The sequence below is a fragment of the Cobetia sp. PDI-23MA genome (assembly GCF_059507735.1).
Genome location: NZ_CM183352.1, coordinates 991,580 through 1,006,328 on the forward strand (window position 1 = coordinate 991,580; position 14,749 = coordinate 1,006,328).

Annotated in this window: 12 protein-coding genes; 10 read left to right on the plus strand and 2 right to left on the minus strand. The window is 63.6% G+C overall.

Annotation, left to right across the window (positions count from 1 at the left end):
• Positions 1 to 127 precede the first annotated feature (127 nt).
• On the minus strand, positions 128 to 4,144 hold the full coding sequence (gene rne, locus AC5WNJ_RS04280; protein ID WP_495930467.1) for a ribonuclease E: 4,017 nt from the start codon (positions 4,142 to 4,144) through the stop codon (positions 128 to 130).
• A 1,036-nt stretch (positions 4,145 to 5,180) separates the two neighbouring features.
• Here rne and AC5WNJ_RS04285 point away from each other — a divergent pair.
• The 3 genes from AC5WNJ_RS04285 to AC5WNJ_RS04295 are packed head-to-tail and all read left to right on the plus strand — an operon-like array spanning position 5,181 to position 7,942.
• Positions 5,181 to 6,140 (plus strand): RluA family pseudouridine synthase, encoded by a 960-nt coding sequence (locus tag AC5WNJ_RS04285; protein ID WP_495930468.1) that lies wholly within the window; start codon positions 5,181 to 5,183, stop codon positions 6,138 to 6,140.
• The gene (locus AC5WNJ_RS04290; protein WP_166019280.1) at positions 6,133 to 6,819 is read left to right on the plus strand and encodes an HAD-IA family hydrolase; all 687 of its coding nucleotides are present in this window, start codon (positions 6,133 to 6,135) and stop codon (positions 6,817 to 6,819) included. The genes AC5WNJ_RS04285 and AC5WNJ_RS04290 overlap by 8 nt, the downstream gene beginning before the upstream one ends.
• Positions 6,820 to 6,853: 34 nt before the next feature.
• Positions 6,854 to 7,942 (plus strand): S49 family peptidase, encoded by a 1,089-nt coding sequence (locus tag AC5WNJ_RS04295; RefSeq protein ID WP_495930469.1) that lies wholly within the window; start codon positions 6,854 to 6,856, stop codon positions 7,940 to 7,942.
• Positions 7,943 to 8,023: 81 nt separating this feature from the next.
• Here AC5WNJ_RS04295 and AC5WNJ_RS04300 read toward each other — a convergent pair whose 3' ends face one another.
• Entirely contained in the window at positions 8,024 to 8,620 is a 597-nt protein-coding gene (locus AC5WNJ_RS04300; protein ID WP_200019186.1) for a Maf family protein, read from the minus strand.
• Positions 8,621 to 8,877: 257 nt separating this feature from the next.
• Here AC5WNJ_RS04300 and AC5WNJ_RS04305 point away from each other — a divergent pair, with 257 nt between their 5' ends.
• The 7 genes from AC5WNJ_RS04305 (at position 8,878) to fabF (ending at position 14,635) form a co-directional block, all read left to right on the plus strand.
• On the plus strand, positions 8,878 to 9,408 hold the full coding sequence (locus AC5WNJ_RS04305; protein WP_107335333.1) for a YceD family protein: 531 nt from the start codon (positions 8,878 to 8,880) through the stop codon (positions 9,406 to 9,408).
• 33 nt (positions 9,409 to 9,441) lie between these two features.
• Positions 9,442 to 9,612: a 50S ribosomal protein L32 gene (rpmF, locus tag AC5WNJ_RS04310; protein WP_065392644.1), complete on the plus strand. Its 171-nt coding sequence runs from the start codon at positions 9,442 to 9,444 to the stop codon at positions 9,610 to 9,612.
• 29 nt (positions 9,613 to 9,641) lie between these two features.
• A complete protein-coding gene (plsX, locus tag AC5WNJ_RS04315; protein WP_495930470.1) occupies positions 9,642 to 10,664 on the plus strand; it encodes a phosphate acyltransferase PlsX in 1,023 nt (340 codons plus the stop codon).
• A gap of 286 nt (positions 10,665 to 10,950) precedes the next feature.
• Entirely contained in the window at positions 10,951 to 11,913 is a 963-nt protein-coding gene (fabD, locus tag AC5WNJ_RS04320) for an ACP S-malonyltransferase (protein ID WP_043331894.1), read from the plus strand.
• Positions 11,914 to 11,973: 60 nt separating this feature from the next.
• On the plus strand, positions 11,974 to 12,717 hold the full coding sequence (fabG, locus tag AC5WNJ_RS04325) for a 3-oxoacyl-ACP reductase FabG (RefSeq protein ID WP_043331893.1): 744 nt from the start codon (positions 11,974 to 11,976) through the stop codon (positions 12,715 to 12,717).
• Positions 12,718 to 12,817: 100 nt separating this feature from the next.
• Complete coding sequence (gene acpP / locus AC5WNJ_RS04330) at positions 12,818 to 13,051, plus strand: acyl carrier protein (protein ID WP_024950601.1); 234 nt, start codon at positions 12,818 to 12,820, stop codon at positions 13,049 to 13,051.
• 339 nt (positions 13,052 to 13,390) lie between these two features.
• Positions 13,391 to 14,635 carry a beta-ketoacyl-ACP synthase II gene (gene fabF / locus AC5WNJ_RS04335; RefSeq protein ID WP_175088199.1) on the plus strand — a complete coding sequence of 415 codons (1,245 nt, stop codon included), beginning with the start codon at positions 13,391 to 13,393 and terminating at the stop codon, positions 14,633 to 14,635.
• Positions 14,636 to 14,749: the final 114 nt, after the last annotated feature.

The following is a 14,749-nucleotide window of genomic DNA, read 5'->3' on the forward strand; positions in this document are numbered from 1 at the left end:
ACTTGCTGCTCAGCGAGAGCGGCCGGCAGACGCTGGCAGGGTCCTCTGCCTTTCTGGCGCCCCCTTCAGCGCTTGTGGCTGAAAGGGGCAGCGAGTGACGGCAGGGGCAGGGCGCCAGCCTCAGGCCTCAGTGTGACGTGTTGCTGTCATCCTGAGCGGTCGTGTCCTGAGTCTCTGCGCTGGCCTGTTGTGCAGCAGCACGCTCGGCAGCTTCACGCTCACGACGACGCACTTCGCGCGGATCGTTGTAGGCGCGTTCGCCACGGCGACGGCGGGTCTCGGTGGCTGGCTGCGCGCTGTCCTGCTGCACGCCTTCTGCCGCTGCCGCCTCGCCTTGCTCGCTCGGTGCTTGCTTCTGCTCGCTGTCAGCGACTTCCACCGTGGAGGTGTCGTCGCTCACGGCTTGCGCCACGGCGACATTGTCGTGACGCTCGGCAGTCGCGAACGCTGCCTCGGCCGGGGCGTTCTCGACGCTGGCGCTAACGTTGACGGCGCTTTCGGCACCTTCAGCAGTAGCATCAGAGCCTTCAGCGTTTGTAGAGCCGTCAGCAGAATCGGAGCCTTCAGCTGATTGAGAGCTTTCAGCAGCATCAGCGACAGTATCTGCGGTGCGCTCCGTGCTGACGGCAGGCTCAATCTCAGTGCTGGCCACGTCAGCGTTTTGCGTCACCTTCGCCTCGCTGGTCTCAGTCTGCTGAGGAGCCTCTTCGTGCGCGGCCTTCTGTACAGGCTGTTCAGCGGCGACCGCTTCCTCTGCGTCAGCGGCAGGTGCTTGAGCTTCGGTCTGCTCGGCAGCTTGCGCTTCGGCGCCGTTCTCACTGACAGTGATTTCACCTTGCGGCGCTTCAGGCGCAGCGGCTTCGCTGATCACGCTTTCCTTCAGCGACTGCTCATCGGCCGCGGCTTCCGGTGCGACTTCTGCAGCGGTGATGGCCGGCGTGTCGACGGCGGCGTCAGCTTCGCTGGCCTGCGGCTGGTGAACGCTTGGCTGCTGGACGGCATGCTGCTCAGTGCGCTGGGCGGCGTGCTGCTCAGGCTTCTGCGCCTGGTGAGCGCCAGTGGCAGGCGCTTCTGACGCCTCTTCGTCAGGTGCGTCGATCGGCGCTTCGGCGACCGGCTCGGCCACTTCCGCTGGCTCAGACTCAGACGCTTGCGCGTCGGATGCCGCTGACTCAGGGGCTACCGTCTCTTTCAGCGTCTCGTTGCTCGGCTCGCTGACTTCCGCTGCGGCGACTGCCGTGAGGTCTGCGCTGGCAGACTGCTCAGCGGTGGTCGGTGCCTCCTGTGTCGCGGTACTGTTTTCATCCTGCGGAGCGCTGTCACTGCCTTGCGGGGCATTGGCTTCGCCCTGCGGAGCAGCGGTAGTGGCACTGACGGCTTTGGCACCTTCCTCGGCAATGGCCGGCACCGCAGCGGTTGCCGGAGCAGCGGTAGCCTGCGGGCCTGCCAGCGCCATGGCCTTGAGCGATTTCTGCTCTTCGACCGCCTGCGGATTCAGAGCGTGCTGGCGGCTGCGCACACGCGGGTTGTTGCGTGTCTGCTGGTCTTCACTGCTGACCTGCTGTTCCTCCTGCTCGGCCTGTTCGGCTGCCTTGATGGACTCGCGTGCCTGCTTGCTGTCGACCTGTTCGGCCTTGTCAGTCTTGCTCGGCTTTTCACCACGTGCCGGCTTGTCGCTGCGCTTGCCGGAATCGCGCTTGCTGGCGTTGTCGGCCTTCGAGCTGTTGTCGGCCTGCGCCTTCGGCTCGGCTTGAGGCTTGCTGTCGTTGGTGACGATTTCCTGCTGGCTGTCCTGACGCGACTCGTTGGACTTGCGACGGCTGCCACGGTCGTTGCGCTGACGGCGCTTGTTGCTGTTACGGCCATCGTTCTGGCTGTTGCTGTCAGCATCGTTGTCGCGTGACGCGTTGTCATTGCGACGACGGGAGTCCTTGCGGTTGTCATCGCGCTCGTTGCCACGGCCGTCATTGCTGCGGTCGTTGTTGCGATCGTTTTTGCGATCGTCGCTACGTTCAGCGTTACGGCCATTGTGGGAATCGTTGCGAGCCGCTGCCGGAGCACTGGCTTCACTGACGGTCTCGCGACGCTCGCGGGCCTTTTCCAGTGCCTTGCGCGCTTCGCTGGACTTGGCCGGTGCTGCGCTGTCGCTGTCATTGCCCAGCAGGCGGCTGAAGCCTCGCGCCAGGCGCGACAGCAGGCCGCCACCGGCGACGGGGGCTGCTGTGCTGGCGTGAGACTGGGCGGGCGCCTGGGTGACGACTGCCTGCTTGCTGGCCTGAGCGCGGCTGTCGTTGCTCTGGTTCGAACGATTACTCTGACGGCTGTCATTGCGCGAGCTCTGACGACTGTCGTTGCGGCCTTCGCTGCGAGTGTCGTTACGAGACTCGTTGCGCGACTCCTGGCGGTTGCGGCCGTTGCTGCCGTTGCGACGACGATTGCCGTTGTTCTTGCCGTTGCCGTTGCGGCTATCGCTGTCATTGCTGCTGTCAGCAGTCTCGGCCACTGCGGCAGGCGCTTCCGGTGCGGCAACCGGGGCAGGCGTTGTGTGGGACACGCTCTTGACAGCGGCTTCGGTGCGCGCCGGCGGCTTGTCGAAGTTCGGGTCCGGTTCCTTGCCGACTTCGGTCTCGACGGACAGTTCGAAGCTGGACTTGTCGGCACCGTCTTCATCGACGTGGTCATCACGCAGACGCACGACTTCGTAGTGCGGGGTGTCGAGTTCCGGGTTCGGCAGCAGCACGACATTCACGCCCTGACGACGTTCGATGTCGAACAGCGTGGCGCGCTTCTCGTTGAGCAGGTAGGTCGCGACCGGCACCGGCAGAATGGCGCGGATCTGCGAGCTGCGCTCCTTCATGGCCTCTTCTTCGATCAGGCGCATGATCGAGAGCGCCATGGAGCGCACGTCACGGATGGTGCCTTGGCCGTCACAGCGCGGGCAGACCACGCCGCTGGTCTCGCCCAGTGACGGACGCAGACGCTGACGTGACATTTCCATCAGGCCAAAGCGTGAGATGCGACCGATCTGGACACGAGCGCGGTCGATCTTGAGTGCGTCGCGCACACGGTTCTCGACTTCACGCTGGTTGCGTGCCGGCGTCATGTCGATGAAGTCGATCACCACCAGGCCGCCGATATCGCGCAGGCGCAGCTGGCGGGCGATCTCGTCGGAGGCCTCCAGGTTGGTCTGCAGCGCGGTTTCCTCGATATCACTGCCGCGGGTGGCGCGCGCGGAGTTGATATCGATGGAGACAAGGGCTTCAGTGTGGTCGATGACGATGGCGCCACCGGAGGGCAGCTTCACTTCACGCTGGTAGGCGGTCTCGATCTGGGATTCGATCTGGAAGCGCGAGAACAGCGGCACGTCGTCTTCGTAGAGTTTGATCTTCTGCTGGTAGCTCGGCATCACCTGACGCACGAAGGACAGCGCTTCTTCCTGGACTTCCGGAGAGTCGATCAGCACTTCGCCGATGTCATTGCGCAGGTAGTCGCGCATGGCACGGATGATGACGTTGGATTCACGGTAGATCAGGAAGGGGGCAGGGCGGCTGGAAGCGGCCTTGGTCACCGCGTCCCACACCTGTGCCAGGTAGTCGAGGTCCCACTGCAGTTCTTCGGCGCTCTTGCCGATACCGGCGGTGCGCACGATGACGCCCATCTTGTCCGGCAGGGTCAAGCTGTTCATCGCTTCCTTCAGCTGAGCGCGCTCTTCGCCCTCGATGCGGCGGGAGATACCACCGGCACGTGGGTTGTTGGGCATCAGCACGAGGAAGCGGCCAGCCAGACTGATGAAGGTGGTCAGGGCGGCACCCTTGTTGCCACGCTCTTCCTTGTCGACCTGGACGATGACTTCCTGGCCTTCCTTGAGCACTTCACGAATGTTGGGACGGCCCTGGCCGGGGTCCTTGGAGAAGTACTCGCGGGAGATTTCCTTGAGCGGTAGGAAGCCGTGGCGTTCGACGCCGAAGTCGACGAAGCAGGCTTCGAGGCTGGGCTCGATGCGGGTGATCTTGCCGCGGTAGATATTGGCTTTCTTCTGTTCGCGGGCGCCGGACTCGATGTCGAGATCGTAAAGGCGTTGTCCGTCGACCAGTGCGACGCGCAGCTCTTCCGGCTGGGTCGCGTTGATGAGCATCCGTTTCATGTCGTCTCGCTAGACTGGGCGTGCCGAAGGGCAGCCGCATTGTGCGTCGGCGACGAGGAACCGTTTTCCGCTTCGTGTTGTGCTCAGCGCATGTCGTGGAATGCGTTTTTCGCATGCAGGCAAGTCCGTGGACGGGCCACATGCGGCATGATCATGTTGAGTACTTGGAAGAGGCAGGACGTGTTGCGGGGATTGGTACTCCTCCGGCCCTGCGGTCTCTTCCCTAACACCTGGCATTTGCCGATTCATCGACGCCGGCCTTCGGCACGGATATCGAATGATTGCCCGGGCTTCATGCCCGGGCGGTCTTGTGTCGTTGGCCCATGAATGACTGGGCATCTTGCTGTCTTGCCTGCGCAGGCGGCTTTCGGGCTCCCGCGACAGCATCTCGTGGAGTCTGCAACGAAGGCTCGAAGGGCGATTGCGCTGCGGCGCGCGGCGTAATGCGTTCCGCGCCCGCTGATATCGTCACCAGGTCCTGTGGGGCCTGCGCGACATCGATGTTTTGCGTCAGCTTCTGGTCAGGCCACTGGCCGCGAATGACTGTCCTTGGGGCGGCCTTCGCTGCCTGTGATTGACAGGTGCGATGCGCGGGACAGCACGCTACCGACAGGGTAGATGACAACAGGGTGCTTGCGTGACCTGCACGGTGCTGATGTCGGTGCGCGTTGCTTCATTGCGGGCCATCTGACCCTCTCCGCCGGCGTGAAGCACCTTGTTGAAGTGCCGGGTGCGCCGTTTTTCCGGCCGCTGTGACAGGGCTGCGGAGACGATGATCGGGCATATAGAGAAGGCCCATCTCACTGCGCTCGAATATACCAGTAAAGGTATGTACCAGCAATTCAGCTGCCAGATCAAACGCTTCGCTACATCGCCCGAGATACGAGGCCCGGTGAGCCGCTCATGAGAGCGGCATGTGGCACGATGATTCCCCATTGGTCGCATGACACCGTAGAATGGCCGGTCTGAGTGCGCCTAGGTGCACGGCAACAAGATGAGCAGGCCGCGCGAAGGCGGGGCCGGAAAGGAGTGCGACATGGCCGAAGGCCAATCAGTCCAGTGGATCGAGGTTGCCCCGGAATTGGCCGGGCAGCGCATCGACAACTTTCTGCGTACCCGCCTCAAGGGCGCACCCAAGGCGTTGATCTATCGCATCGTGCGCAAGGGGGAAGTGCGCGTGAACAAGAAGCGCATCAAGGTCGATTATCGCCTGCAGGCGGGCGATCTGGTGCGGGTGCCGCCACTGCGCCTCTCGCCGGAAGCCGCCGTGCAGGAAGTCAGTGACAACCTGCGCGAGGTGCTGGCGGGCTGCATCGTGCGCGAGACGGATGACTTCATGGTCATCAACAAGCCCTCGGGGCTTGCCGTGCACGGTGGCAGTGGCGTCAAGATCGGTCTGATCGAGGCCATGCGCCAGATTCGCGCCGACCTGCCGTTCCTGGAGCTGGTGCATCGCCTGGACCGTGATACCTCCGGCTGCATTCTGCTGGCCAAGACGCGGGCTGCGCTGTTGCAGCTCAATGCCGACCTCAAGGCCCACAAGATGACCAAGCTGTATCTGGCCCTGGTCGAGGGGCGCTGGGATTCACGTCGCGATTACGTCAATGCACCGCTGGAGCGCTACGACGGTGGCAATGGTGAGCGTCGGGTGCGCGTCGATGAGGCCGGCAAGACGGCCAGCACGCGTTACGCGGTGCGTGAGGCCTATCCGAGCATGACGCTGGTCGAGGCCGAGCCGATTACCGGGCGTACTCACCAGATCCGCGTGCACTCGGTGCATGCCGGACATCCGCTGCTCGGCGATACCAAGTACGGCACCGAGCGCGGCAATGCCCTGGCGAAGAAGGTCGGACTGGAGCGTCTGTTCCTGCATGCCGCCCAGCTCAGCTTCCCTGATCCGATCGACGGGCGAACCGTCACCGTGCGCGCGCCGCTGGACAAGCGAATGAAGCGCGTTCTCGCCACTGCCAGAGAGCTGGGAGCTCGTCATGACTGATCTCGTTGCAGGACTGCCGCAACCGCGCTATCGCCTGGTCATCTTCGACTGGGATGGCACCCTGATGGATTCCGAGGCGCGTATCGTCGACTGCCTGCAGGCGGCCTCGCTGGCGACGGGCATGGGCGAGCTGCCTGCCCATGCGGCTCGCGACATCATCGGGCTCGGGCTGCCCGAAGCCATGGAGCGCCTCTTCCCGGGGGCGACGGCCGAGCAATGCGAGGCGCTGGTCGCGGCCTACAAGGCGCATTTCGTCGCGGTCGATACCACGCCGCTGGACTTCTTCCCCGGTGTCGAGGCCGGTATTCAGCGTCTGCGTCGCCATCCCGAGCAGCTGCTGGCCGTCGCGACGGGCAAGAGCCGCCGCGGGCTGGACCGCATGTTCAGGGCCCATGATTGCGGTGACTGGTTCCATGCTTCGCGCACTGCGGACCTGACGCTGTCCAAGCCGCACCCCCGCATGCTCGAGGAGCTGTTGGCCGAGCTGAACGTTGAGGCGCATGAGGCGCTGATGGTCGGCGATACCGAATATGATCTGGAAATGGCGCGTGCCCTGGGCATGCACAGTGTCGGTGTCGACTACGGCGTACACAGTGTGCCGCGTCTTGAGGCCTGTGCGCCGCAGCGCATCGTCTCGCATTTCGATGAATTGATGGAGTGGCTGTACGTGGCCAGATAACGGCCGCGATCGCCCAGCACAGGAGCAGCAATCGATGAGTGACAGGCCGCAGGATCCCTGGCGTGAAGGCGCGGGTGGCAAGGACGAGAGCGAAGCGGGCTTGAGCGGGCCGGGCATGAGTGGGCAGGGCGCGGCTACCGTCTCCGAGCGAGAGGTGGACTGGCAGGCGCGCGAGCGTACCGCGCAGCTCGAGATGATGGACCGCTGGGTGCAAGGCGTGGTCACCGAGCAGCGTCGTTCGCGGCGCTGGAAGCTGTTCTTCCGCTTCCTGTTCGCCTTGCTGTTCATTGCCTCGATCGCGACCTCGGTGACCCTGTTCACGCTCGGCAGCCAGCCAGCGGCGCTGCCCGGCGAGCAGCATCTGGGCGTGGTGCGCGTGAAGGGCGTGATCGAAGCGGATGGCGAAGCCAACGCCGAGCGCATCATTAAGGGGCTGCGCGCGGCCTGGGAGTCACCGGCCTCCGTGGCGGTGGTGCTCGACATCAACTCGCCCGGTGGCAGCCCGGTGCAGTCCCAGCGCGTCTATGACGAGCTGATGCGGCTGCGCGAGCGGGGCGACAAGCCGGTGATCGCGGTGATTGAAGACCTGGGCGCCAGTGGTGCCTATTACATGGCGGCCGGCGCCGGCGAGATCATCGCGGCACCCTCGAGCCTGGTGGGCTCCATCGGCGTGATCTCCTCAAGCTTCGGGCTCAAGGGGCCGATGGAGAAGCTGGATATCGAGCGTCGCGTGTTCACGGCGGGAGACAACAAGGCGTTTCTTGATCCGTTCTCGGAAATCTCGCCGGACCAGCGTGCCTTCTGGCAGAGCGTGCTGGCCACGACGCACCAGCAGTTCATCGCGGCGGTCAAGGCCGGGCGCGGTGAACGCCTCAAGGACGATCCCGAGCTGTTCTCGGGGCTGATCTGGACCGGCGAGCAGGCCCGGGGGCTGGGGCTGGTCGATCGTACCGGCACGCTGGAGGAACTGGCGGCTGAGCTGACGCCAGAAGCGGAGCTGCACGATTACACGCCGCGTCAGGACCCCTTCGAGCGCTTCACGCGGCGCTTCGCCGGTGTAATGGCCAGTGCGATGGGGCTCGAGACGACGGTATCGCCTGTCAGCTACCGCCTGCCCTGGTAGGCGAGTCAGGGCCGCAGCTCTCGTCGCTCAGGGCTGCGGTATCTCTCAGGGCTACGGTGTCTCTCGGGGGCGCGGCGCCACTCAGGAGCGCGGTGCATCCAGCAGAGGGTCGACGCCTGCCTCGCGCAGCAGTTCGCACAGGCGAATCAGCGGCAGGCCGATCAGGCTGTTGGGGTCACGCCCCTCGAGGCGCTCGAAGAGCGTGATGCCCAGCCCTTCCATGCGGAAGCTGCCGGCGCTGTCGAGGGGGCGCTCGCGCTCGACGTAGCGCGCGATCTCGGCGCGGCTCAGAGGGCGGAAGACGACCTCGTAGTCTTCATGACAGACCCAGTGACGCGCAGACTGGGTGTCGATCAGCGCCAGGCCGGTCACGAAGCGCACGCGACGTCCGGAAAAGCGCGCCAGCTGGCCGCATGCGGCTGACAGATCCGCCGGCTTGCCCAGTATCTCGCCCTCGAAGACGGCGACCTGATCGCTGCCGATGATCAGGTGGTGGGAATAGGCATCCGCCACGGCATTGGCCTTGCCGAGTGCCAGACGATGGACCAGTGTCTCGGGGCTTTCTTCGCGGCGCGGCGTTTCATCGATGCTGGGGGCTGTCCAGGTGAAGGGCAGCCCGAGGCGTTCAAGCAGTTCACGACGCCAGCGTGAGCTGGACGCCAGGACCAGTGGAGTCATCATGGCTCTCCGTCGGGGCGCGTTGCGGGCATTGGCTGGGCGGCGCGCGGCAAGTATTTGAAAAACAAGGGCTGCAGGATGCCGTAAATCCTCTCGGCATTGAAGCGTCAGGCGCGTACAATCGCGCGCTGGACGTGTAGCCCAGTGTCAGTTGCCGCATATCGACGTGAAAGCGTGATGGTGAGGGGGCTGGCAAAAGCAACAAGTTGCTCATGCATTTTGACACCGGGAGGGGGAATCCCTATTATGGCGCGCCTATGTTGACCACAAGACTGCCGACCAAGGTCGAGCCCTACCGGCTGGCGTCAGCGGGTAAACGCCTTGAAGGCGTGATTCCACTGGCGAACATGCCCCGTGTTGTTGAGGCCATCGGTGCTCAGGAAGGGGACGTCAGCGTCTCCATGACCTTTGACATCGACACTCAACGTCGCAGCTTCATCGAAGGCTCCATCGCCTTCGAGGCAAGTCTGTTATGTCAGCGTTGCCTGGGACCCACCGAGCCGGAGCCGCTTTCCAGCGAGTTCCTGTTGGGGCTGGTGACCAGCGATGCACTGGCGGCGCAGCTGCCCGGTGAGTACGAGCCGGTAGTGGTGGAAAACGAACAGCTGGATCTCCTGACAGTGATCGAGGATGAAGTGCTCCTGGTCCTGCCGCAGGTGGTCTACCACGAGGAGGCCGATTGTGCCGTCTCTCGCGACCAGCTGGCCAGCGGTGTGGAACCCGAGGCCTCGGACGCACCCGCTGTGAATCCATTCAGTGTGCTTCGCACCCTGAAGGACAAGCACTGAACTCAATTTGTCGACAAGATTGGAGTAATCCCCATGGCAGTTCAGCAGAACCGCAAAACTCGTTCCAAGCGTGGCATGCGTCGTAGCCACGATGCCCTGACTGCACCGACCCTGTCCCAGGACAAGGAAACCGGTACAGTTCACCTGCGTCACCACGTCTCTGCCGACGGTTTCTACCGTGGCCGCAAAGTCGTTGATGCATAAGGCATTGATGCAGCGCGCGGCGTAACGCCGTGCGTATCGCCATCGATACGATGGGCGGGGACTTCGGTCCCCGCGCTACGTTACGGGGCACGGCCAGTGCGCTGTTGCGAGACTCGCAACTCAGCGCCATCCTGGTTGGCCCGCAGCATCTATTGGATGCCGAGTTAGACTCCCTCCCTGCTTCACTCTCCCGTGTTCGTGATCGCCTTCAGACACTCGCTGTCGACGGCATTGTCGCGTCTGATGCTCGCCCGTCCCGCGTCTTGCGCAGTCGCGAGCCCAGCAGCATGTCTCAGGCCCTGGGTCTGGTGGCGAAGGGCCAGGCGGATGCCTGTGTCAGTGCCGGCAATACCGGCGCCTTGATGGCGCTGGGCATGCGCGAAGTGGGAAGAGTGAAAGGGGTGGAGCGACCTGCCATCTGTGCCGCGGTGCCCACGCGTGGCGTGCGAGCCTGCAGTTTGCTGGATCTCGGCGCCAACGTCGATGTCGCACCGCATCACCTGCTGGCGTTCGCCCGCATGGGCGCGATGCGCAGTCGCCTCATCGACGCGGTCGAGCGTCCGCGAGTGGGGCTGCTCAACGTGGGGGTCGAGTCGGTCAAGGGGACTGCGCAGGTGCAGGAAGCGCACGCCCTGCTGGCTGGCAGCGAGTCGGACTTCGACTACCTTGGCTTTGTCGAGGGCGGCGACCTCTTCTCCGGCAAGGTAGATGTGGTGATCTGTGACGGCTTCGTCGGCAATGTCGTGCTCAAGAGCAGTGAAGGGCTTGCGCAGATGCTGTCGGCGCAGCTGGGGGCGACCCTGGCGGCCAGCTGGCGCACGCGCCTGATGGCCTGGCTGGCGCGCCCGGCGCTGACGCGACTCTCGCGTGAGCTGGACCCGGTGCGCTACAACGGTGCCAGCCTGCTGGGCCTGGCGAACGTGGTGGTGAAGAGCCACGGCGGCGCGGCGGCGGAAGGCTTTGCCTTTGCCGTCACGCGGGCGGCCAGCGAGGCTCGCGAGCAATTGCCTTCGCGCCTGGCGCAGGCCCTGGAAGGCACATACTCACGCTGAATGAGTAAATTGGTCTGATTTGTTCCTGTTGGGGTCGAGCTTCGGCGCACACGGTGCGACAATGCCAGCGCTTCGCGGCCGGGCGGTGAAGGCGGACGGGAATCAGGGGCAGGCAGCCCCCGCAAGAAGCCCCGCAGGGCAGCAGCATGACGTAAATGACAGGAAGCAGGCTTTCCCCTGGCAGAAGCGTGAGACACGACAGTGGTCGTCTCGCTTGCGAGCCAGCGGAAATCGGGTTTCTTGACCCGTGTCAGTCCCACCTGAACAGATGGAAATGGTGACAGCAATGACAGATTCCCTGGCCCTCATCTTCCCGGGACAGGGCTCCCAGCAGGTCGGCATGCTGCGGGAGCTGGCGGAGCGCTATAGCGTGGTCCGCACTACCTTCGAGGAAGCCTCTGACGCGCTGGGGCGCGATCTCTGGCACCTGACACAGGAAGGTCCGGCGGAGGAGCTCAATCGTACCGAGCTGACCCAGCCGGCGCTTCTGACCGCCAGTGTCGCCATCTGGCGCGTCTGGCAGGAGCTGGAAGGCCCGCGCCCGGCGCGCATGGCAGGTCACTCCCTGGGTGAATACAGCGCCATGGTCTGCGCTGGCGTGATCGGTTTCGCCGAGGGCGTCAAGCTGGTCAATCTGCGCGGCGAAGCCATGCAGACTGCCGTGCCGCAGGGCCAGGGCGCGATGGCGGCCATTCTCGGTCTCGAGAATGCCCAGGTCGAAGCCGCCTGTGCCAGTGCAGCGCAGGGTGAAGTGGTCGCGGCAGTCAACTACAATGCGCCGGGACAGGTCGTCATCGCCGGCGGTACTGCTGCCGTCGAGCGTGCCATCGCGGCATGTCAGGAAGCGGGAGCCAAGCGCGCCATGCCGTTGCCGGTGTCAGTGCCGTCGCATTGTGATCTGATGCGTCCGGCGGCCGACAAGCTGGCCGAGGCGATGAATGCCATCGATTTCCGTGCGCCGCGCTATACCGTCATCCAGAACGTCGATGCCAAGGCGCATGACGATGTCGAGACACTGCGTCAGCGTCTGATCGAGCAGCTCTATCAGCCGGTGCGCTGGACCGACTGCGTCAATGCCATGTTCGACAGTGGCGCGCGCAGCTTCATCGAATGCGGCCCGGGCAAGGTGTTGACCGGCCTTGGCAAGCGCATTCAGCGTCAGGCACGTGGCCTGGCCGTGAATGATCCGGATAGCCTGGAAGCGGCGCTGGAACTTGCCCGCGAGACCGCTGCCGAACAGAATCAGTAAGCTCGTGGCTGGCCCATCCGGCCGGCCATGTGACTTGGATCAGCCAACTCAGGACTCAAGATGACGAGCGAACGCAGAATCGCACTGGTGACCGGTGCCAGTCGTGGCATCGGCCAAGCCATCTCCCGTGAACTCGGCCGTCAGGGCCGTATCGTGATCGGTACTGCCACCAGCGAGAAAGGCGCAGCGGCCATCGGCGCTGACCTCGAGGCGCACGGTATCGAAGGCGCGGGCATGCTGCTCAACGTCACCGATCAGGCCAGCGTCGACGCCGTGCTCAAGGAAATCGGCGAGCGCTTCGGCGCCCCGACCATTCTGGTCAACAATGCCGGCATCACGCGTGACAACCTGTTGATGCGCTTGAAGGAAGACGATTGGGACGCGGTGCTCGACACCAATCTCAAGTCGGTCTTCCGTGTCAGCAAGAGCTGCCTGCGCGGCATGACCAAGGCGCGCTTCGGCCGCATCGTCAACATCTCGTCCGTGGTCGCGACCATGGGCAACCTCGGTCAGGTCAACTATGCTGCCGCCAAGGCAGGCATGGAAGGCTTTGCCCGCTCGCTGGCGCGCGAAGTCGCGTCACGCAATATTACCGTCAACTCAGTGGCGCCGGGCTTCATTGCCACTGACATGACTGAAGCATTGCCGGAAGCGCAGCACGAAGCGTTGCTCGGCAACATCCCGCTGGCGCGCCTTGGCCAGCCGGAAGAGATTGCTGCGGCAGTCGGCTTCCTGACCAGTGATGCGGCAGGCTACATTACCGGTGAGACGTTGCAGGTGAACGGTGGCATGAACATGCGCTGAACCCCACGCAGGGACGTGGTTGCGTCCTTTTGGGGTGGCCTATAAACTACGCCCAGCTTTTTCGAGCTGCGGATTCCGTACCACTAGGAGTGATTGTTAAATGAGCACCATTGAAGAACGCGTCAAGAAGGTTGTGGCTGAGCGCCTGAACGCCAAAGAAGAAGAAATCCAGAACTCTTCCTCTTTCACTGAAGACCTGGGCGCCGATTCCCTGGACACCGTCGAGCTGGTGATGGCTCTTGAAGAGGAATTCGATACTGAAATTCCTGACGAAGAAGCAGAGAAGATCACCACCGTGCAGGAAGCTATCGATTACATCGTCAACCACCAGTAAGGTGTGTTGAAGCGATCACGGAGCAACCTGTTGCTCATGGTCGTGATGCAATTGTCTGTACGTTCAAGAGCCGCACTGTTCCTCAGTGCGGCTCTTGTCGTTCAGGGATGTGCTGCGCAATGCCGCGCCGACAGGGCGCGAATTGCCTGGTGGTAGACGGCGGGCTTCGTGACAAATGCCCTCTTGTGGCAAGTGTCGGAATTCCTTCGTGAAAGTGGCCAGAAAAGCGCTTGAAAACCGACTGCCCACGCATGGCCTGGTTTCTGTATAATGCGCTCAATTACCGTCCGGGCGTCTATGGCCCTGGCGTGCCAATTCGATAGTTTTGGAGGAGACACGATGCCTCGCAGAAGGGTAGTGGTAACAGGTCTTGGCCTGGTAACCCCGGTCGGGAATACCGTCGAGGAAAGCTGGAGCAACATCAAGGCGGGCAAGAGTGGCATCGCGGCCATCGAGCATTTCGATGTCAGCGGTTTCAATACCCGTTTCGGTGGCTCCATCAAGGACTTCGATGTGAGTCAGTACCTGAACCCGAAAGAGGCCCGCAAGATGGACCTCTTCATCCAATACGGTATCGCGGCGGCCCACCAGGCCATCACCGACTCCGGCATTGAATGTACCGAAGACAACGCCGAGCGTATCGGTGTCGCCATCGGTTCCGGTATCGGCGGCCTGCCGATGATCGAGCACAACCACAAGGCGCTGGAGAAGGGCGGTGCGCGTCGCATCTCGCCGTTCTTCGTGCCGGGCTCCATCATCAACATGATCTCCGGCAATCTGGCGATCCAGTTCGGTTATCGTGGTCCGAACATCGCGATCACCACCGCCTGTACCACCGGGACGCACAACATCGGTTACAGCGCACGCACCATCGCCTATGGTGATGCCGACGTGATGGTGGCCGGTGGTGCCGAGATGGCGACCACGCCGCTGGGCCTGGGTGGCTTCTCCGCGGCGCGTGCGCTGTCGACCCGCAACGATGATCCGCAGGCGGCCAGCCGTCCGTGGGACCGCGACCGCGATGGCTTCGTGCTGTCCGACGGCGCCGGTGTCGTCGTGCTGGAAGAGTACGAGCACGCCAAGGCGCGTGGCGCGACCATCTACGCCGAGGTGCTCGGGTTCGGCATGTCCGACGACGCTCACCACATGACGGCGCCGCCCGAAGACGGCCGTGGTGCGGCCGCGTCGATGCGCAACGCCATCCGTGACGCCAAGCTCGAGCCGAGCCAGATCGACTACATCAATGCCCATGGCACCTCCACCAATGCCGGCGACAAGGCAGAAAGTCTCGCCGTCGAATCGGTACTGGGTGATGCGGCACGTGATGTGGCGGTCAGCTCCACCAAGTCGATGATCGGTCACCTGCTGGGTGCTGCCGGTGCGGTCGAGGCCGTGTTCTGCGTGCTGGCGATGCGTGACCAGATCGCGCCGCCGACCATCAACCTGGACAACCCGGCCGAGGGCTGCAATCTCGATTACGTGCCGAACGTCGCACGTGACATGAAGATCGAGTACACCCTGTCCAACTCGTTCGGCTTCGGTGGCACCAACGGCTCGCTGGTGTTCGGCAAGCTCAAGGACTGATCACACGCTTTCGTGTTCTCTCTCCTCAGACGCGCTCCCATCCGGGGGCGCGTTTGTCTGTGGGGCGTCACCTCTTCATTGCGTGTCGTGTCGCAACCGTTCTCTGGAGGGCTG